Origin of the sequence: Weizmannia sp. FSL K6-0777 (assembly GCF_038593185.1) — a bacterium.
GTDB classification, from domain to species: Bacteria; Bacillota; Bacilli; order Bacillales; family Bacillaceae_C; genus Weizmannia; species Weizmannia faecalis.
Genome location: NZ_CP151971.1, coordinates 2459880 through 2479927 on the forward strand (window position 1 = coordinate 2459880; position 20048 = coordinate 2479927).

Annotated in this window: 21 protein-coding genes and 1 pseudogene; 4 read left to right on the forward strand and 18 right to left on the reverse strand. The window is 47.3% G+C overall.

Annotated elements, in window-relative coordinates; genetic code table 11:
* Nucleotides 1-23: 23 nt before the first annotated feature.
* The 4 genes from NST70_RS11840 to NST70_RS11855 form a co-directional block, all read right to left on the reverse strand.
* Nucleotides 24-1694, reverse strand: a complete 1671-nt coding sequence (locus NST70_RS11840; RefSeq protein ID WP_061577177.1) for a M17 family peptidase N-terminal domain-containing protein — start codon at nt 1692-1694, stop codon at nt 24-26.
* Between the two features lie 74 nt (nt 1695-1768).
* Nucleotides 1769-2383 carry a 3D domain-containing protein gene (locus NST70_RS11845; protein WP_080746295.1) on the reverse strand — a complete coding sequence of 205 codons (615 nt, stop codon included), beginning with the start codon at nt 2381-2383 and terminating at the stop codon, nt 1769-1771.
* A gap of 230 nt (nt 2384-2613) precedes the next feature.
* Nucleotides 2614-2931, reverse strand: a complete 318-nt coding sequence (locus tag NST70_RS11850; RefSeq protein WP_014097547.1) for a YuiB family protein — start codon at nt 2929-2931, stop codon at nt 2614-2616.
* A gap of 80 nt (nt 2932-3011) precedes the next feature.
* Nucleotides 3012-4232, reverse strand: coding sequence for an NAD(P)/FAD-dependent oxidoreductase (locus tag NST70_RS11855; protein ID WP_035189657.1), 1221 nt, complete (start codon nt 4230-4232; stop codon nt 3012-3014).
* Nucleotides 4233-4586: 354 nt separating this feature from the next.
* On the opposite strand from NST70_RS11855, the gene NST70_RS11860 reads away from it, so the two are divergent.
* Entirely contained in the window at nt 4587-5582 is a 996-nt protein-coding gene (locus NST70_RS11860; RefSeq protein ID WP_035189655.1) for an NAD(P)/FAD-dependent oxidoreductase, read from the forward strand.
* Nucleotides 5583-5626: 44 nt separating this feature from the next.
* On the opposite strand, the gene NST70_RS11865 is transcribed toward NST70_RS11860, so the two are convergent.
* The 5 genes from NST70_RS11865 to NST70_RS11885 all read right to left on the reverse strand — a co-directional run bounded on the left by NST70_RS11865 (nt 5627) and on the right by NST70_RS11885 (nt 9295).
* Nucleotides 5627-5962, reverse strand: a complete 336-nt coding sequence (locus tag NST70_RS11865) for a hypothetical protein (protein ID WP_342475158.1) — start codon at nt 5960-5962, stop codon at nt 5627-5629.
* Nucleotides 5959-6762, reverse strand: coding sequence for a hypothetical protein (locus tag NST70_RS11870; RefSeq protein ID WP_235801693.1), 804 nt, complete (start codon nt 6760-6762; stop codon nt 5959-5961). Before NST70_RS11870 ends, NST70_RS11865 begins: the two co-directional genes overlap by 4 nt.
* A gap of 3 nt (nt 6763-6765) precedes the next feature.
* The gene (locus NST70_RS11875) at nt 6766-7836 is read right to left on the reverse strand and encodes a DUF5105 domain-containing protein (RefSeq protein ID WP_179234551.1); all 1071 of its coding nucleotides are present in this window, start codon (nt 7834-7836) and stop codon (nt 6766-6768) included.
* A 579-nt stretch (nt 7837-8415) separates the two neighbouring features.
* Nucleotides 8416-8778, reverse strand: coding sequence for an iron-sulfur cluster assembly accessory protein (locus tag NST70_RS11880; RefSeq protein ID WP_013860122.1), 363 nt, complete (start codon nt 8776-8778; stop codon nt 8416-8418).
* Nucleotides 8779-8950: 172 nt separating this feature from the next.
* The gene (locus tag NST70_RS11885) at nt 8951-9295 is read right to left on the reverse strand and encodes a YuzD family protein (RefSeq protein WP_014097542.1); all 345 of its coding nucleotides are present in this window, start codon (nt 9293-9295) and stop codon (nt 8951-8953) included.
* 141 nt (nt 9296-9436) lie between these two features.
* Here NST70_RS11885 and NST70_RS11890 point away from each other — a divergent pair, with 141 nt between their 5' ends.
* Nucleotides 9437-9673 (forward strand): NifU family protein, encoded by a 237-nt coding sequence (locus NST70_RS11890; protein WP_014097541.1) that lies wholly within the window; start codon nt 9437-9439, stop codon nt 9671-9673.
* Nucleotides 9674-9865: 192 nt separating this feature from the next.
* On the opposite strand, the gene yutH is transcribed toward NST70_RS11890, so the two are convergent.
* A complete protein-coding gene (gene yutH / locus NST70_RS11895; RefSeq protein WP_179234829.1) occupies nt 9866-10876 on the reverse strand; it encodes a spore coat putative kinase YutH in 1011 nt (336 codons plus the stop codon).
* A 132-nt stretch (nt 10877-11008) separates the two neighbouring features.
* On the opposite strand from yutH, the gene NST70_RS11900 reads away from it, so the two are divergent.
* Nucleotides 11009-11512, forward strand: a complete 504-nt coding sequence (locus tag NST70_RS11900) for a phosphatidylglycerophosphatase A (RefSeq protein WP_013860126.1) — start codon at nt 11009-11011, stop codon at nt 11510-11512.
* 120 nt (nt 11513-11632) lie between these two features.
* Here the strand turns inward: NST70_RS11900 and NST70_RS11905 are convergent, their stop codons facing one another.
* The 4 genes and pseudogenes from NST70_RS11905 to lipA form a co-directional block, all read right to left on the reverse strand.
* A complete protein-coding gene (locus NST70_RS11905; protein WP_017554576.1) occupies nt 11633-12397 on the reverse strand; it encodes a TIGR01457 family HAD-type hydrolase in 765 nt (254 codons plus the stop codon).
* A 26-nt stretch (nt 12398-12423) separates the two neighbouring features.
* Nucleotides 12424-12864, reverse strand: coding sequence for a DUF86 domain-containing protein (locus NST70_RS11910; RefSeq protein WP_013860128.1), 441 nt, complete (start codon nt 12862-12864; stop codon nt 12424-12426).
* Between the two features lie 49 nt (nt 12865-12913).
* Entirely contained in the window at nt 12914-13192 is a 279-nt protein-coding gene (locus tag NST70_RS11915; protein ID WP_342476218.1) for a YutD family protein, read from the reverse strand.
* A gap of 144 nt (nt 13193-13336) precedes the next feature.
* Nucleotides 13337-14260, reverse strand: a pseudogene (lipA, locus tag NST70_RS11920) (lipoyl synthase); the annotation flags it as partial.
* 191 nt (nt 14261-14451) lie between these two features.
* On the opposite strand from lipA, the gene NST70_RS11925 reads away from it, so the two are divergent.
* Nucleotides 14452-15435 carry a M23 family metallopeptidase gene (locus NST70_RS11925; protein ID WP_179234553.1) on the forward strand — a complete coding sequence of 328 codons (984 nt, stop codon included), beginning with the start codon at nt 14452-14454 and terminating at the stop codon, nt 15433-15435.
* 27 nt (nt 15436-15462) lie between these two features.
* On the opposite strand, the gene yunB is transcribed toward NST70_RS11925, so the two are convergent.
* From yunB to sufB, 4 genes are all read right to left on the reverse strand, one after another.
* The gene (gene yunB, locus NST70_RS11930; RefSeq protein WP_276210438.1) at nt 15463-16185 is read right to left on the reverse strand and encodes a sporulation protein YunB; all 723 of its coding nucleotides are present in this window, start codon (nt 16183-16185) and stop codon (nt 15463-15465) included.
* A 339-nt stretch (nt 16186-16524) separates the two neighbouring features.
* On the reverse strand, nt 16525-16827 hold the full coding sequence (locus NST70_RS11935) for a DUF1805 domain-containing protein (protein ID WP_014097532.1): 303 nt from the start codon (nt 16825-16827) through the stop codon (nt 16525-16527).
* 185 nt (nt 16828-17012) lie between these two features.
* Nucleotides 17013-18383 carry a bifunctional UDP-sugar hydrolase/5'-nucleotidase gene (locus tag NST70_RS11940; RefSeq protein ID WP_026104669.1) on the reverse strand — a complete coding sequence of 457 codons (1371 nt, stop codon included), beginning with the start codon at nt 18381-18383 and terminating at the stop codon, nt 17013-17015.
* Between the two features lie 264 nt (nt 18384-18647).
* A complete protein-coding gene (sufB, locus tag NST70_RS11945) occupies nt 18648-20045 on the reverse strand; it encodes a Fe-S cluster assembly protein SufB (protein WP_342475165.1) in 1398 nt (465 codons plus the stop codon).
* Nucleotides 20046-20048 lie beyond the last annotated feature (3 nt).

Sequence of the window (20048 nt, forward strand, 5' to 3'; positions counted from 1 at the left end):
CATCACACTCTTCATCCTTTCTTTCATCCTTCTGCCCTACGCGCTGCCAGTACGGCCAGTGTCCGTACCATTACGCCGGTTGCGCCGGCCGGGCCAAGATCGGTTTCTTTCCCTGTTATGGCGGTTCCTGTAATTTCCAGATGGGCCCATGGGGTATCTTCCACAAATTCCCCGATAAAAGCCCCGTCCCTTATCACACGGCCATCTCTATTCGGCGAACCATTCAAATCGGCGATCTTGCTGCTACGCACACTGTCTTTGTCTTCTTCCGTAACCGGCAGGCGCCAGATGAACTCGCCTGCTTCCTTTGCAGATTCCAGCACCCGTTCAAAAAAAGCATCACAATTGGCGACAGCGCCTGTTTTATCGCGGCCGAGCGCCGGGATCACGTCCGCAGTCAAGGTTGCAACATCTACAATTTGACTTGCACCATATTGCTTCGCATACGTTACGGCATCCGCGAGCATCAGCAAACCGGCAGCACCGGTATCCCGCATTTCAATCGTTTTACCGTTCATGCTTGTGATCACAGCCGTTTCAGTGCGCATGTTGTCCTGCCCATTGGTTGCAGTGCCGGTGATGCGTTTGCCGGCCACAGGAATCACCGCCACGACGTTTCGGGCCGGCTTTTGTTCCCCAATTACTTCCATTGCGCCCAAAACAGCTGCCGCTCCTGCCATGCCAACATTTGCACCAGATGTGCAGCCAAAAGACATAGCACCGGTCCCGACAAGCGCGAGCACATTGTGCCATTCCTGTTTACCTGCATACTTGAGCACGATCATGTTCTGCGGCTCCTTTGCTTTTCCGGCTGCAGCCAAACATGCACCCATTCCAAGTTTTTCCAGATCCGTTCTTTCAAGGATTTCCAGTTCAAAAGCATATTTTTCAGCAAGTGATGCGGCATATTCCGCGAGACGGGCCGGCGTCCATATATTCACCGGCATATTGGCAAACGTCCGTGCCGTATTCACGGCTTTGCCATACACGTACCCGCGGTGCAGGGCAGCGCCTGTTGTTTCTTCGGGGGAACCGTTATTTTTACGGTATGTACCCGTTTGAAGATTGGCGTTTTTAACCGGTTGGCCCTCTGTTTTCCCGGCGGCATTAACATGCTCGGCATTCCCCGACCGGATCTCTGCTTCCTCGGCGACACTGGAATGGACCGGCGTGGCGTGTTCCGCCGGTTCCGGTTTTTTCCCGGCAGCCTGGATGTAAACCGCTACTTTTTCGAGCTGCACTTCCGGAATATTTGGTTGCCCTTTGTAACCGGCAAACCGGTATGTGGCCATCGGAACGGCTTCGCCAAGCATCTGGGCGGCTTCCTCCCCGCTGATTGCGCCGGCGCAAAACGTATCGAGGAAAACCGCTGCCGTAGGCCATCTCATTTTCCGGATGTGTTTCACTGCTTTTCCAAACATCCTTTTCAAATGTTCTTTTCTAAGTTCTTTCGGGTTGCCAAGCCCGATAAACAAAAGCCGTTTTACTGGCAGTTTCCCGAGGGTGTGAATGACAGAAAGGCTGCCGGCGCGTGCGGACAGATCGCCGGATTTTACCAGTTCCGTCAATGCCCCGCCGAAACGGTTGTCCAGGCCGCCAAGCAAGCCGCCAAATTTTTTAGGAACTTGCTGCAAGCCAATCACAAGGCAGTCTTCCCGGCATTCAAGCGGATCTCCTTTCCCCAGTTCAAACATACAACCACCTCTGTTCCATTATAGCCGCCAGCTTGAAAAAAACGCACAAAAAAAGCGCAACCGGCGATTTTGCGCTATTCTTCCGTTTCCGGCTTGATATATTGCTGCCGGAACACTTGCATCGTTTTGTTTTCGTTCAGTTCAGCCAGTTCTTTTTCCGTCAGGGACCCGTCCCCCATTTTAATAATATACACATCAAGCGTCTGTTTTCCCCATTTCTTGTAAACATCCGAAACCGTTTCAAAATACAGATCGAGCCGGTTCCCTTTTATGGCAGATCCTGTATCGGCAACAACACCGAAATCATAGCCCGGGATATAAAGGACCGTCCCGATTGGAAAAATGGATGTATCGGCAGCAATCGTTGAATATAAATCCCGTTTCACTTTCACCCCGGAATAGGTGATGCCGTAGCCGGGATGGTCGGGACTTTTCCCGGTCGATTCGGCCCCTGCCGTATACCCCGTTGCTGTCACTTTCTTTTTCGGGTAATTGCTCCAGTCATAGGCATCAAGGGATGGCTGCGGCTGGCTCGCGGCAATAGCGGCCAATCCTTTTTCCAATGCCCGAGCAGGTACCGCTTTTGCAGCTGCTGCTTTTATCCCCGAAATGGCCTGGAAAGTGGAAATCATTGCCCATATGAACAAAATGGCCATCAATAAGCGGATCATCCATTTTTTCATGTTCAATTGGTTTCACTCCTCTTAGGGCTATTGTTTCCCACGCCGTTCCAAAATATGCGGGCATATAGCAAAAAAACAGCTGATCCGTCTGCCCTTTTTCGCGCCGCCCATTCTCCTATTCTGCAAATGGCGCTTCCAAAAAGCACTGGTTGTTTTATCCGGAAAATTTGCGCCGGCTTTTGCCGGCCGGCCCGCCTCCGATTTAAAGGCAAAAAAAAGCTGCCCTCAAGGCAGTTTTAAAACATCCGGTATCCGTTTTTCCGGAGCGCTTTTATCGCAACACCGGCCAAAAGTGCCCCCGCAAGGCCGCTCGATAGCACGAGGGCATCCGATAAATGGATGGAAGCAAGATGCTCCCCAAGTTGCCGGAAAGCCGTCCCGGGATCGGTAAAATACCGGGAAAAAGTAATCCGGTCAATCATCGAAAGCGCAATGACCGGGTAAATGAAACAGAGAATCCAGGTCATCCGCAAAAGCATATTGGCAATAAAACCGATACCGAAAAACAAAACAAGAAAAAGGACCATCGAAATGATCAATACCGGTATACTCATAAGCCCCTCCGCATCCCCGTTATACATCTAGTTTACTGAAAAAACCGAATTTCGTCAAAAATAACGCGATGATATTTTTGCTATATAAAATTAAATTTTCCTTTCTTTAAAACAAGCCTCGTGCCGCCGATCATATACAAGGCACGATCATCCACGACTTTTTTCATAACAGAAGCAGAAGTGCCTTTCAGCTTTTTGCCAAACACAATGCCGATCGCATTGTCTTCCCCAAGGGAGCAAACAGTGCCTTTGTCATGAAAGGTAAAAGCTTCAAGGCTTTCTTCACCGCGGATCTTTTTCAGGAGGTTCCGTGCGCATATTTCTCCATGCTGCATCGCCATCTGTGCTGTTGGCGGGTACGGACGGTTTGTGTCCTTATTGATGATCAACGCACAGTCCCCAATCACAAACACATTCTCATGCCCCGGAACGGTCAAATCCGGATTGACTTTCACTCGGCCGCGCACCGTTTCAAACCCGGACGCATCAATCACGGTATTCCCGCGCACACCCGCGGACCAGATGACAGTTCCTGCCTTGATTTCATATGGCTCTCCGCCTTTTTTGCAGGCCCATACCCCGTCTTTTGTTGCTTTTTTAACCGCCGTACCAATATGGAACTCGACACCTTTGCTTTCCAAATACGAAAGGGCATAATCGACAAGTTCGCGGTCAAATTGCGGGAGGACGACAGGATTGGATTCAATCGAAACGATCCGCACTTTATCCCGCTGGATCCCGTATTCTTTGCAAAGCGCCGGAATCCGGTTCACCAGTTCGCCAAGAAACTCGATGCCGGTAAAACCCGCACCGCCGACTACAATGGTGAGACGGTTGTCATCTTTATCGAGTTCCCTTCGATAGGCATCGAACTGGCGCTCAATATGTTCCCGTATTTTTTGGGCAGCGCTTACATCTGTAATCGAAAAAGTATGCTCTTTCAAGCCTTCGATTCCGAATGTTTCCGCGTTGGATCCAAGTGCAATGACGAGATAATCATATGGTAACACTTCCCCGCCTTTTAACTCAACTGTGTTCGCGTCTTTTTTTATCCGCTTGACTTCCGCCTGCTTAAATTGCACTTTATTCTTATTTAAGACGTTTTGAATCGGGTAGTGGACCCGGTCATGGTGCAATGTGCCGGCGGAAGCTTCATGAAGCCATGTTGTTTCGTAATGGTAATCATTTTTGTTCACAAGTGTGATGTCCGCTTCCCCTTTTACAAGCTGTTTTTGCAGCCGCGTCACGGTCATGAGCCCGCCGTAGCCGGCACCTAGTATCACCACTTTCGGTTTCTCCATTTTTCTCACTTCCATCTCTTTATTTTGGACAGGCCGGTGCCTGTATGACAACATCATCCATTATTTGTGATTTTATTCACGATAATTGACACGTCAAATTTGTCACATGATTTCCATCAAATTGTCACAAAAAATACATATTCTCCACTTCAATCATATGCTTTTTACCCGCTATTTTCAATTGAAAACTGTACTAAAATAATAATAAAAATATTCTAATATATCACATCGCACCACGAAATTTTTCCGGACGCATGAATACCTACCTCCTTGCCTCATAGAGTTTTTTTGCCTGTGCGCCTGTCCCAAAATGTGCTATGATGAAGGAGAATGAAGCGTATTGGAGGGGTTTCGTTGAAGGAAGATCAAACCGTTTATGATATAACCGTTATCGGGGGCGGGCCGACCGGCTTGTTTACAGCATTTTACGCCGGATTACGGAAAATGTCCGTAAAAATCATTGAAAGCCTGCCACAGCTTGGCGGGCAGCTGGCTGCGCTTTACCCTGAAAAGTATATATACGATGTCGCCGGTTTTCCGAAAGTGAAGGCGGCTGATCTTGTAAATCAATTAGAAGAGCAGGCCTCCATGTTCCAGCCGGTGATCTGCACGGGCCAGTCCGCAGAAATGCTTGAAAAGAATGAAGACGGCATTTTTACGCTAACAACTGATAAAGAAATCCACCATTCCAAAGCGGTCATCATCACTGCCGGTGTTGGTGCATTCCAGCCGCGCCGCCTCGAAGTTGAAAATGCTGCACAATACGAAGGAAAGAATCTGTTTTATTTTGTAAATGATATGGACCAGTTTGCCGGCAAAAGCGTTGCCATCCTTGGCGGCGGCGATTCTGCGGTCGACTGGGCGCTTATGCTGGAACCGGTCGCCGAAAAAGTGACGCTCATCCACCGCCGGGACAAATTCCGTGCCCATGAACGTACGGTGGAACAATTGAAGCAATCGCGCGTGGAGATTAAAACACCGTTTGTCGCGAGCGAAGTGATGGGTGATGGGGAAAAGATCTCCCAGCTTGTGATTGAAGAAGTAAAAGGCGATGCGAAAGAAGCGCTTGATATTGATGCCCTTATCTGCAATTATGGCTTTATTTCGTCACTCGGCTCGATTAAAAACTGGGGCCTTGAGATTCAAAAAAATTCCATTGTCGTCAACTCCAAAATGGAAACAAATATCCCAGGCGTTTACGCAGCCGGCGATGTTTGCACGTTTGAAGGTAAAGTGAAGTTAATCGTAACGGGGTTCGGGGAAGCCACCACAGCGGTCAGCAACGCGAAAACGTATCTTGACCCGAAAGCCCGCGTCCAGCCGATGCACAGCACTTCGCTGTTTGAATAAGGAAAAATCAAAATCCCGGATGGCTGCCCAACCGGGATTTTTGATTAAATATTGCTCTTATCGCCGCTCCGGACCCATTTCAGGACGGGGGCATTTTTTTGTTTCAGTTCTTTTTTGTTCTCCCATGCACTGCTTTCTGATCCATCCGCTTTGGCGTCTGCCGCATCATCCACGAGCCATTTTTTTGAATTCTTGTCATATTTAAGCGTATATTTGCGGAGGGTCTTGTAGGAATAGTCCTCATAATTTTTTTCTCCCGTATATTTGATCTTTTCGTTATAGGAAACGAGTGCTTCAATTTCCGCTTTCCAGTCTGCATCAAAATGGTTGATGCTCAGTTCATCCATATTTACGACGGAGCCCAAATACTGGGAAGTCACTTCTTTACATAATCTTTAATGGCTTCAAACTGCGCCTGTTCAAGTGAAAAGTCTTCCTTAAAAGAATCGGTCGCGTTTGAAAGCTTATTGGCATCCAGTCCGGAAGTCGTATATACGCTTAGATCCTCGTTGAACTTGCGGATCGCCTCCAAAATCCCTTTTTGTACGTTTTCGCTTTTTTGGGCAAGGCGGCTGTCATCAACAATCATGCTGACTTCGGAATTTCCCCATAAATCCTTTTTCTCTTTTTGGAAAAAGGTTCCCAAACTGTTTTTTACCGTTACATTCGTTTGGTAAGTTCCGGGCAAAAGTGGGCCGTAAGTATGACTTTCTTTTTTTTCCGGAACTTTCATATTTCCGATTGACACATTAAGCTGGTCGTTGTCGCTTTGCCCGGTCACTTTTAAGTGGACGGTCTTCACTTTCAGCTTATAGTCCGGGAAAAACCCCCATTTTTTTCCGTCTTGAACAAGGCTGATCTGCTGGTTCGTTTCCGAGTAATTTTCGTCCTTTATCTGGTTTTGGATGCCATCTTTTACCACCTGGTAACTGTTTGCATTGGTTTTTAAATACCGGATCATGGCCTGAAGGGAAGTATTGTTCACCAATGCATTCGGATTGTCGGCAACAATCAGCCCTTCCAGCTGCTTCGTATCCTTTGTTTTGACCGCATTCTCGAACTTTTCCAGTACCCGGTCAGGTTTTGAAGCCTGGGAGAGCGCGATCCATATAACCGCAAGTACAACAATCACGGCTGCAGCTATGGCAATCAGCCATTTATGTTTCGTGAGTTGCGCCATAGGTTAATACACCTCTCCGCCTGCAAAAGCTTCTTCCAGCTCATTTGTATAGTCATTCTCCTGCCAAACCGTCCATTTTCCGTCTTTTTTCACCATGGAAACTTCTGCCGGGTCTTCAGCTTCTTTTGGTTCCATGGAACTGACAATGGAATCGAATTTGGAGAGGGCATATTTTTTTGCTTTGTCTGAATCATAATCTTCACTATTATCCAAATATTCATCTGCATATTCTTCCACTTTTTCAGAAATATCGTCCATCGAAATGGTGGAATAGGTCAGCTTTACAATTGCTTTTTCTTTGTAACCCGCAACGGCTTCCGCATCCAGTTTCGCTTTTTCGGCAGCGGCCGATTTATAGGCTTCGTAATAGTTTTTCATATCTGCGTCTGATATATCATCGGCAATATTGTCGCTAAAGGCTTTTTTAAAGGTTTTATACGCCTGTGTCTGGGCAGCTTCCTTATCCGCTGAAACATATTTTTCATAATCGGCATTGTCCTTGTTTAAATAAATGGTGTCTATATATGCCTTTAACGCTTTTGCCGGATCCTGCAGGGAATCGTACGATTTGCTGTATTTTTTGGTATCCAGTGCAAGTTTCAGTTCTTCACCGTCATCCCCGCTTTTTTCCGTGAACGGCTGGATGCCCAATGTATAAGTTTTGCCTTTTTTTACTTTTACAAGTACGGTCATCTTTTTTGTATTGCCTGCCCCGATACTGCCGCCGCGTGAAGTGCCCATATCGAGCCGGGCGCTGTATATGTCGTCTTCTATGTTCACTTCTTCGTTGCCATCGTATAATTTAATATTGCTATATGGGGAGATCTCGACCGAATCCGAAGACACATTTTTGATCTTTAAGTCAACGGCCAGGAGGTCTTTCTCACCGTCTTCCGAAACATCCGCATCGTCATCCTTCAACAGGGCATAGGACGCGTCTGTAATTGAAGCTTCAATTAACTTGTTTTTATTGGAAGATCCCCCTTCCGCTTCTGCTTTTTTATCTGATTTCCCGCAAGCAGCCAATCCCCATACCAATGCCAGAACAACAAGCAGCACATGCCATTTTTTCACTGCAGTTTCCCCTTTCCAATCTTCATTCTGCAGCTGATAAATCGCAGAATTTCCTTAACTTTTTATCGAACCCGGGGTACGGTTTTTTTATGTATAATGCGGGTAAAGGAATACATAACGCAGCTTCCCCCTCGACATTCCTTTCTCCCCCATTATGCAAGGACCAAGTTCCCTTCCCCTTTTTCCGAAAAATCCGGGCAAATGAGCAGCTAAGGTATATCTACCCTTTTTTCCATGAATAAACATATTTACGAAAAAGTATTTTATTTTTAATGACTTTGTAAAAAGTTGTGGCTTTTTAGCGCAAGGAAGGCGTTTATAAATGCGGATGTACAAACAGCGAAGGAAATTGGCGTGCCCGGACAGGAAGAAAACCGGAAGACAGGCGCTGGCTGGATTTTTTGAAAAGATTTTTGTGAGGCTTGCGAATGAAAGGGACTTTGCCAAAAAGGAGCTTAAATCAATTCAGCAGCGCAAAAGCCCCGCCTGTCATTGGCGGGATATCCTGCGCTGCTGCAATGAAATGGGAACCTTGCTGGCGTATAAATATCCTGTTTTTGCAGCATCACTTTAAATGCTTCAGCATTTTTCCGGTGTGCCGGCTTTTGTTTTAGTTTTAAATGAGGAGCCGCATCCGCAGGTGACAATCGCATTCGGATTATCGATCGTGAACCCGCCCCCTAAAAGCGACTGCTTATAATCGATGACCGTGCCGGTTAAAATCGGGGCGCTCTCATGATCGACGAGAATCCGGATGCCGTGCTGTTCGCCGACCGCATCGCCTTCTTTGATTTCGTGGTCAAGCGACAGGCCGTACGACAGGCCGCTGCAGCCCCCGCCGTTTACAGACACACGAAAATATGCGTCCTGCTCATCGTTTTGCTCCATCATGTCTTTAATTTGAAACGCAGCTGCTTCTGTAAGATGAATCACTTCACTCATTTTCCGAACCTCCTTTCCTTGATTATAACCATTTACACCGTGCAAAACAATGATTGCGTATCTCCCGGGCGCCGGGCAGTCTTAAAATGCGGGCTGCTTTATTTTAAAATTGCATTGCAACTCGAAAAATTCAACAAAGTCGCTGCTGTAAACGTTTTTTAATGAAAAATTTTTAATCGTGCGCTGCAAACGCATTTTCCGGGATATAGCCGTATTGCTCCATGACCGCATAAATTTTCTTTAGCCTTGGATTGCCTTCTGCCACCGGCTCGCCTTCAATGACAACAACCGGGTAAAACAGATCTTCATCCATCACTTTTTGCGCAAAAGCACGCACTTTTTGATCATCACCGGGTGCAAAAATATCGATATACTGGATGTCAAACGGCTGGCCCGGGTATTTCCGCGAAAGTGCTGCTTTGAGCCATTCAAATGTATCTTTAGAAGACGGCGCACCGACGCAGCTTGCGCATATTTGCTCCGCCCCGTAAACTTGAATCGTCACTTTTTTCTCCATCAAACCCGCACCTCTTCCGGGGATTTCTTATTCATATTGTACACAACAGCTTGCAAAAAGGAAAACACTATATCCCGTTTTTTTATGATAGATTTTTCTTGTAATCCTGTTTATAATGAGAAGTAAGAAAGGAGCGATCATATGCCTGCAGATACAATTACAGAACAAGTTCAGGAAGTATTGGATAAATTGCGCCCGTTTTTGCTCCGTGATGGCGGCGATTGCGAGCTGATCGACGTGGAAGACGGCATTGTTAAACTCCGCCTTTTAGGGGCATGCGGCAGCTGCCCGAGTTCCACGATCACGTTGAAAGCCGGGATAGAACGCGCATTGTTTGAAGAGGTTCCCGGCGTTATGGAAGTAGAACAGGTTTTTTAACGGGCAGTACGCGGTTTCCTATCAAGGAACCGCTTTTTTACTGGAATAAATTTTACTTGGACGGGAAGGTTCTCTGGTTATTCACGATGCCTGACATCCGTGCTTGCCTTCACTACGGGCCGGGCTGCATTCGGAAACCTGACCGGAGATGCGTTTTAAACTTGCCGGTCTTTTCTACAAGGAGCCGCTTTTTTATCGGGCTTTGAGCCATGCCACCCTGGGAATATTGTATTTTCTTATCGGGACTTCCGAGAGCTCATAAAATTCACCCAGAAATGCTTCGTATGCCTCTGCCCCCCGTACAATTTTCCAAAGCTGTTCCTCATGCATGTTTTGTTCCTTTTCGGACCGGGTGAGAAAATAGGTTTCCACACATTCAAAATAATGAAGGGGAAACAGCAGGCGCGCGAAAATCAGCCGCCACGAAAAAGGCGAAAGCGGCGAAAGCGAAACATATTGCTGCAAAAACGCACGGACATCAGGCCGGAACGTGTGTGTTTTCTTAAAATACTGCGCGCGGATCCACTCGGCAATGTCCCTGCCTGCGTGGTCAAACACCCAGTCAAACGGGTGGTGGATGATAAATTTCCGGCCCCATGTTTCGTTTGAAAACCGTTCATGGCAAATGGTGCCGGCATCCCCCGGGGCAGGCGCCTCATCCATTTCCGTATCGACGACATACTGGATCGCATTTTCACAAAGCCCCATGTAATAGGGAAACGTTTCGGCAAACAGGCGTTCAAACGGGCGGTCGGGGTGCTCTTCCACTGTCCGGTACCATGCCTTTTCCATTTGTTCAAGGCGCATTTCCCAGTAATTTTTCCATTCGCCCATCCGGTTTGTTTCCGTTATCGTGGCGGAAAGCGTGCGGCCGCGCAGGTGGAATTTCGCAAGCTTCCTGCCCGTGCGCATATTTCCGGGCGCTTTTTTATAGCGGTTTTCCAGTAAAACATAATCGCTATCCCCGTCCGTTACGAGAAACTTCTTTTCTTTAGATGGATAAAAGGCGGAGGCATAGCGGTCGCCATTCGTCACGAGGTGCCGGGACATTTCATATAATTCAACAAGCACATTTTCAGGAACATTTGTCACGGGAACGAGCGTATAAAGATTACCGTTTGCTTCATAGCGGACCCGTTTTCCGTCAAAAAAAGGCTGCCCGGCGTCAATGCCGTAATATTTTTTCAAAATGGCCTGTGCCATCATCTTCCCTCCCCCAAAAAATACATTGCACTTTCTACATTATATGTGAAGGAACGTGTATTCTTGCTTGATCTCATAAAATCCATTAGAATGATCATGCTAAAGAAAATGTCGAATAGTTGAGGTGAGAACATGGAAAACAAGAAAAATATGGATGTGTCAGAACAAATTGCAAGGCAGAGGTTGAAAGAACGGGGCGTAGAAGTGGAAGATATTGCGAAACTCGTCCTGTATTTGCAAGAAAAGTACTTTCCGGAAATGACACTGGAGGATTGCATGGAAAGTGTCAACGCCGTTCTGTCCAAACGCGAAGTGCAAAACGCCATTTTAACCGGGATCCAGCTGGATGTGCTGGCGGAAAAAGGGATGCTTGACGAACCGCTGCAAAGCACGATTGCGGTCGATGAGTCCCTTTACGGCATTGATGAAATTATGGCTTTGTCGATTGTGAACGTGTACGGTTCGATCGGCTTTACCAACTACGGGTATATTGACAAACAAAAACCGGGCATTTTGGCAAAGCTTAATGACCATTCCGACGGCTCATGCAATACGTTTCTCGATGATATCGTCGGGGCCATTGCCGCTGCAGCCGCAAGCCGCCATGCACACAGAGTGGCGCATGTGCAGCCGTAAAAACAGAAAAAACGGCAAGATACGTTTTATTGTATCTTGCCGTTTTTTCGGTCTTCGTTTTCCAAATAACGCGGACTTTGCCGAGGCGGGCATATGGCTCCTCCTTTTGCCCCGCGCTTGTCACACTTCCCACTGGTCAAGGGTATCAACCGTATAGGTTGGCTGGACTTCTTTTGTTTTCAACATTTCCTTTGTCGTTACGCCGGTATGGACGAGCAGGGTGTCAATGCCCGTGCGGATGCCCGCCAGAATATCCGTATCGTAATTGTCCCCAACCATGATCGTCTCTTCTTTTTTCGAACCGAGATATTCAAGTGCCTGCTCGGTAATGATCGGTTCCGGTTTGCCGATAAAGACCGGCTTGGTTTGGGTCGCAACCGCAAGCACCGAGGTTAAAGCCCCGTTTCCCGGGAGCAGCCCGCGTTCAGTTGGAAGCGCAATATCGGCGTTCGTGGAAACAAATTTTGCCCCATTACGGATCGCAATGGCGCCGAGGGCTAGCTTTTCGTAAGTAATCTCCCGGTCGATGCCGAGCACCACATAATCGGGGTGATCGGATGTGACCGTAAAACCTTTTTCTTTGATGGCCGTTTTAATGCCTTCTTCGCCAATCACATATACAGAAGCATCCGGTTTTTCCTCATAAATATAGCGGGCGGTTGCCATGGATGTCGTAAAGACCTGCTCCGTTTTTGCCGGTATATCGAATCCGCGCAGTTTTTCGGCAACCTGGGCTGGTGTCCTCGAAGAATTGTTTGTAACAAATAAATACGGGATCCCTTTTTCCTGCAACCGGCTGACAAAATCGCCGGCTTCTTCTATTTTTTCCGTTCCGCGGTACATAGTGCCGTCCAAATCAATCAAATAGGCTTTATACTTTTTCATGCTGAAATTCCTCTCTGTTTCGTTGCTTATTCCCCTTTAAAAGCGTTAACCGGGCCGAGTTCGTTTGCCAGGTAAGTGCGCACATCTTCCGGAAACCGTTCGAGCGCCTTGAAGTTAGCCGCAAGCACTTCCTGAAAAGTGGCGTAATCCGGATCCGTATATTCCCGGACAAGCTGCTTCCTGAGCGCGATGACAGCCGTCAGCTGCTTTGCCGATTCGGCTGAAACCACATTTTCATCTTCCAAAATGTCAATGATGTCTTCGTAGCTCCCCGGATCGCGCATAATAAACCCGTCAATGATCGCGTTTCCGGCATCAAGGACCGATTCGATGACTGTTTCTGCAATTCTTTCCAAAGCAGCCTTTTCGATTTCGGTCTGCCAGGCCGGTTGCGCTTGAAACAAGGCAAGCCGCTTTTCCATAAATGACAATATCCCGTTTATTTTTTCACGATCCACAAAATACATCCTGTCACCTTCTGCCTAAAATTTATCAACTGGCGGTGCCGGGCAACACTTATTTGGCAACGACTTTCTTTGCGACAAAATAGGCACAGCCGAAATTGCAGTATTCATAAAGATATTCCGTGAGTGTACTGATTCTGGTGTCAAAAGTGGATTTCGGATTTCGGTCATCAAAAAAACCGCGCAGCCGCAGCTGTCCGTAACCCCAGTCGCCGACAATATAGTCGTACTTTTCCAGTATTTCACTATATCTGCTTCGGAATGCTTCTTCATTGTAGCCATTCCGGTAATTGGCAATAATCTCGTACGTATGGCGGTGGATGGTGACCAATTTCAATTCCTCCATTTTCCCCGTGTGCCTTCCTGCCTTATTTTATTATAACGAAAAACCGCCCAAATTCTAAGCGGAACGCGAAAAATTTTTCAGCCCCATTGAACGGAAAAACTGCGCCCATTAAAGTGCGCAGCCCGTTTCTCAAATTTTTTGCGTCTGTTCCACGTTCCCTAAAATATGCTTTGCTTTTGCAGCGGCACTGACCTGTTCATCCGCATGGTATGAAGAGCGGACAAGCGGACCGGATTCGCAGTGGCTGAATCCTTTTTCAAGTGCAATTCTTTTTAATTCGGCAAATTCATCTGGATGGTAATATTTGACCACTTTCATATGTTTTTTCGTCGGCTGTAAATATTGCCCGAACGTCACGATGTCCACATCGTTGGCGCGCAGGTCATCCATCGCTTCCGCCAATTCTTCCATCGTTTCGCCGAGGCCGACCATAATGCTTGATTTAGTCGGAATCTCCGGCTGCATTTCCTTTGCCCGCCGCAAAAATTCAAGCGACCTGTCATACGTGGCGCGGGCGCGGACCCTTCTTGTCAGCCTCCGGACGGTTTCAATATTGTGGTTTAAAATATCCGGTTTTGCATCCATCAATGTTTTTAAACTGTCGTACCGGCCCTGCAAATCGGAAGGCAGCACTTCAATGGTGGTAAACGGGTTCATGCGGCGGATCGCTCGGATCGTTTCAGCCATCACCGCTGCACCGCCGTCTTTCAAATCATCACGGGCCACCATCGTCACAACCACATGCTTTAAGTTCATTTTTTTCACCGATTCAGCAACCCGTTCCGGTTCCTGCCAGTCGAGTTCGGACGGCAACCCGGTTTTTACGGCGCAAAAACGGCAGGCACGTGTGCACGTATCGCCCAGAATCATGAAAGTCGCAGTCCGCCTTGTTCCCCAGCATTCATGGATATTCGGGCATCTCGCTTCTTCGCAAACCGTATGTAAGTTTTCCGTGCGCATTAATTTCTTTAATCCGGTATAATTTTCATTCGTATTGAGTTTGATTTTCAGCCATTCGGGTTTCCGCAAAATCTCTTCCTGTTTGTTCATTTTCCATCTCTCCCACCGGGTTCGTTCTCTCTCACTTTACCACATTCGGCACTTCTTTGAAAAGAAAACGCCACCGGTTTTTCCAATATTTAATATTGATAAAAATCCGCTTCTCTTTCCACACTAAGCGTAAGAGGATTTTCATATTGCGGTTTTTCTGTTTCGACAACATTGACAGAAAGAGGGTTTGCACATTGCGGTTTACTTTGCTTTTCTGCCTTGTAACGGGGCTTTCATTTTCTGCCATTCATGCCCAAGCAAAAGAAATACCCGATAAAGAAATGTACAAAAAACGGATGGAACTTTATCAGCATATGGAGGCATTTACCCAGATTCCGTGGTACAATTTGGCAGCCATCGACCAGTATGAACGGAGCATCCGGTTTGTCCGTTCCGACCTACCGAAACCAGCCGGCCTTATTTCCATTTATTTTCCCCCTGAAAAATGGTCCGGGCTTGCCAATCCGAACCACAATGATACCCATCCGCTTTCGATTGCGTTTTTCGGCGGGATCGGAAAGGACGGGAACGGGGATGGGAAAGCTAACCGCAACGATGATCTTGACGTGCTTTTTACACTGAGCGAGTATTTGTTGCGGTATGGAACGGATGATGATGACTTTGAAATTGCGCTGTGGCATTATTACAAACGGGATAAAGCCGTACAGCTGATCACGGAAAAGGCGAAGATTTACAAGACATTCGGCACCATTCAGCTGACAGACAAGGCGTTCCCGATCCCGCCCGGATACAATTACAGCTACCGGAGCACATGGGGCGACCGGCGCGGCTGGGGTGGCCGCCGTATCCACGAAGGGACGGATATTTTTGCCGATTATGGCGTCCCGGTACGCGCGACTTGTTACGGAGTGATTGAATTGAAAGGGTGGAACAAGTACGGCGGCTGGCGCATTGGCATTCGTGATTTAAACAATTCGTATCATTATTTTGCCCATTTAAGCGGTTATGCAAAAAATTTACATGTCGGCCAGGTCGTCAAACCGGGCATGTTGATCGGCAGCGTTGGCAGCACCGGTTACGGCCCGCCCGGCACATCCGGAAAATTTCCGCCGCATTTGCATTACGGCATATACAAAGACAACGGACGAAGCGAATGGTCTTTTGATCCTTACCCGTCCTTAAGGAGATGGGAATCGCTTGAAAAACAGCGGAAATAAGGAACGCTGGAGCGAGCATAGCGCTTTTTATTTCGTGTTTTTCGGCAGTTCGATGAGCGGCTGCGCCCCGTCGCCGTTTCCGCTATAAAATTGCGGGACATCGCCATTATAGTTGCCCATTGCAAGCGGGACATCATGTGTATAGGTGATGACATCCGATGCAAACGGGATAATGACCTGAATTTTGATTTTGATTTCAACATAAATATAAAAAAATGCGTTGTTAATGCCATATTCTTCTTTTTTCACTTTAATATTGGAGCTTTCAACATCCCCCACCATTTGAAAGGTCACGGGAATATCCGGCCCCATGTTTCCGAGCAGAGCAATATCGGTCACTTTCCCAAGCGGAACGGAAAAAATTTCAGGTTTTGATTTTTTCTTTTTCCCGAGCATGCCGTCGTTTGATATTTCTTCAAGAGACGTAATGTCTCCTTCTTCCACTTCTTTAAATTGGCGGGTAATCTGGTTTTCAATTTCAGATTGGGTGACGGCTAATTCCCGGGGGTCAATCGTATCCAACTTGCTATTTTTTCCGCCACTCACATGGTCTTTGATCGCTTCGTTCGTGACATATGAGGCGATTTTTTTCATTTCCGACTCGGCGTACCGCATTAAAGTAGGTTTTATGCCTTCGTCAATAATGACAATGCTGATAATAGTGGTAACCGTAAAAAATGCGATGGAAAGCAAAAGCACGTACCGCGTCGGCAAGGGTCCCCGCCGTTTTGAGGTGCGGAATTTTCGCATAAAAAATCCCCCCTGCAAGCAAATGTATGTCTGCATAAGGGGGATTATGATCATATTAAAAAGCGTGGGTCCGGATTGTTGTGCTGAAGGACATTTTATGCTTTCAGGCACAGTGGTTTGTCTTTCATGATCTGGATGAAGGACATTTCGCTGGTTCTCGGCTCATGTTTTGTCTTTCATCGCCCTGATGAAGGACATTTCGCCGGTTCTCGGCACGCGTTTTGTCTTTCATTACCTCGATGAAGGACATTTCGCCACTCCTCGCACTCCGTTTTGTCCTTCATCACACGGGAAGGACGAATGCAACATCATCTTTTGTGCTTCAACCTAATCGAACGTTTAAATCATTTTTAACAATGCTTGTTTCCCGATCATGCCGGCGGTAACCCCGATCTTTTCCGCTTCATGGGTGACCGACTCGAGCGGTGCTTCCAGCAATTGTTCAATCGTCTTCACACCGACTGCCCTGCCGGCGATAATATGGCGGTCCTTTAGTTGATCATTCAACAAGCCCACATCGAGCGCGCCGCACATAATATAGCCTTTGTCGCACGATACGGCCAGCAAGGTTGTTTTCGGCAGCCGGACAGTTGTCGCGATAAACGTATGTCCCCCGATCTCAACAGGTGTTACGGTTACCATTTCCATCCGCCCCTTTCTTTCATATTTTATGAAAAGAGCGGTGAAAAGTGCCTGCCAGCCAATGTGCTGCCATATTACATCCCAAATTCGATCTTTGGAAACTCCATTGACCGTCGCTGCTTCTAAGAAGCCAGGAAACTGCCATTGATTCATTGCTACATTGCTTTGCGCATGGGCATTTCATCCTACTGACCATATTCCTGCAATAACTTCCATTCCATCACATCACGCAAAAATTCCGGCATAAAATAATGGATTTTCGCCTCCCGGATATGCGGGAAAAAGTCGCCAAATGTATACATATCAATCGTACCAAGCCTGTAGATACGATCCGGTTCCAGCGGCCTGCCCCCCACCTCTATTTTCCGCAAAGCATGATTGAAACCGATATTCCGGTAAATAAACCGGCCCATGATTTTCCCGCGGAAGCCGAGCCCCTTCAGCTCCAGATGCGGCCATTTCGGGTCGAGCGTTGAAAGAAGTACTTCCTGAAGTTTTTCGCCCGTCAGCTCGATCAGACACGGGTTAATCGGATGCGGGAGAATCCGGTGGAGATCAAATTTCGTGACCGGCCCGTGTTCCAGACTGTCAAGCACAAGGCCGGCATTCAAAAATGCGCAATCGGCATCGCACCATTCCATGACCGCATCACAAAGCAGGCCCGCAAGCCGGTTTTCCTTGAACCAGTCCGATTCCAGTTTTTCCGGTAAATACACGAGTTTTTGATTCAATAATTTTTTTCCTTCAAAATAATAATGTTCAATCTCGGCCGCTTCTCCGGGCGGTTCCTGGAAGTTCCCGGTCGGTAAAGCACGGGCTGACTGATAGACGATTTTTTTGGCAGCCGGATCGATTTCAAGCTTGACATGCCCGATATAATAGCCGTATTTGCCGGCTGCCGCAAGAAGCGTCCGCCCGTCCAGTTCACCTTTTGCCAACACATGGTGCGTATGCCCGCCCAACACAAGGTCCACTTCCGGGTACAGCTTTGCAATAAGGCGGTCTTCATGAATGCCGAGATGCGATAAGACGATGAGGATATCCGCCTCTTTTTTTAAAATATTCATTTGTTTCCCTAGTTCTTCCAGTGGATTAGAAAGCTGCCAACCCAGCAGCCGGTACAGTTTATAAAATCCTGCTGTCACACCGGTTACCCCGATTTTGACACCGCTTTTTGTCGTGTACAGTTTCCGCGGCACTGCCCACTGCGGCCGTTTCCCGTTTTCATCGAACAGGTTGGCAAGAATCACGTCAAATTGTGCTTCCTCATACAATGTGTCTAGCGCCTCGTGCGGCATCGTAATCCCTTCATTATTTCCAATGGTCGCAGCCAAGTACCCCAGTTGATTTAAAAGCCGGACATTTGCCTTGCCCATGGTCCCTTCTGTATACGGATGCCATCTGTCGACGTGGTCGCCGAGGTCAAACAGCAGCATCTCTTCATTTTGCCGGGCATGCTGCGCCTGTTTCCGCTCAAGAAAATGCCGGATTTTCGGCCAGTTTTCAAAATGGCTGTGGATATCATTTGTATGGTATATATGTAAAATTTCGTTCATATTTGGTCCCCTTATCATCATGAGGGTAATCTCGTCATGCCGTTTCATACGGCCGCTTTTTATCCTTTATGCTTATGCAGTTTATTTTACCACGATTTTCAAATTGGCGCCCCATGAAAAAACAGCCGTGCGGAATCCGCAAGCGGCTGTTTTTTCTGCCATCACCGTCTAAAACTAGGCTTTACAGCAATATATGAGGGGTGATTTGTGGGTAAATCGCACCCCTACGTTCAAAAACTCTCTATAACCGTTGATATATCAAGGTTATCCAATCGAACCTTCCATTTCAAACTTAATCAAACGGTTCATTTCGACGGCGTATTCCATCGGGAGTTCTTTTGTGAACGGTTCGATGAAGCCCATAACGATCATTTCCGTTGCTTCCTGTTCGGAAATGCCGCGGCTCATCAAGTAAAAGAGCTGTTCTTCCGACACTTTTGATACTTTTGCTTCGTGTTCCAAAGAAATATTGTTGTTTAAAATTTCGTTATAAGGCACGGTATCTGATGTGGACAGGTGATCCATAATCAGCGTGTCGCATTCGACATTGGAACGCGCGCCGTCCGCTTTCCGGCTGAAATGCACCATGCCGCGGTATGTGACTTTTCCGCCGTGTTTTGAAATCGATTTGGATACGATCGTGGACGACGTATTCGGCGCAAGATGGTACATTTTCGCGCCGGCATCCTGGTGCTGGCCTTTTCCGGCGATCGCGATCGACAGCGTCATACCGCGCGCCCCTTCGCCTTTCAGCAGCACGGAAGGATACTTCATCGTCAGTTTTGAACCGATGTTGCCGTCAATCCATTCCATTGTCGCATTCTCTTCACATACGGCGCGTTTCGTTACAAGATTATAAACGTTGTTCGCCCAGTTTTGGATCGTCGTATAACGGCAATACGCATTTTTCTTAACGATGATTTCAACGACTGCGCTGTGGAGCGAGTTTGTCGAGTAAACCGGCGCCGTGCAACCTTCGACATAGTGGACGGAGGCACCTTCGTCAACGATGATAAGGGTCCGTTCAAACTGCCCCATATTTTCCGAATTGATCCGGAAATAAGCTTGCAGCGGGGTATCCACTTTTACACCCGGCGGAACGTAAATGAAAGATCCTCCCGACCAGACAGCCGAGTTTAAAGCCGCAAATTTATTGTCCGTCGGCGGAATGACGGTTGCCCAGTATTTGCGGAAAATATCTTCATTTTCTTTTAAAGCGGAGTCCGTGTCTTTGAACACAATCCCGAGTTTTTCGAGATCCTGCTTCATGTTATGATAAACGACTTCCGATTCATACTGTGCGGAAACGCCGGCCAGGTATTTTTGTTCCGCTTCCGGAATGCCAAGTTTATCAAATGTATTTTTGATTTCCTGTGGTACTTCATCCCACGAACGGCCGGCATGTTCCGTCGGTTTGACGTAATACGTAATGTCGTCGAAATTTAACGCGGAGAGATCGCCGCCCCATTGCGGCATCGGTTTATTGTAAAAGTGTTCAAGAGACTTCAGACGAAAATCAAGCATCCATTGCGGTTCTTCTTTCATTTTTGAAATTTCTTCCACAATTTCTTTCGTCAATCCGCGTTTTGCACGGAAAATGGAAACATCTTTATCATGAAAGCCGTACTTGTAATCACCGATTTCCGGCATTTTTTTAGCCATCAG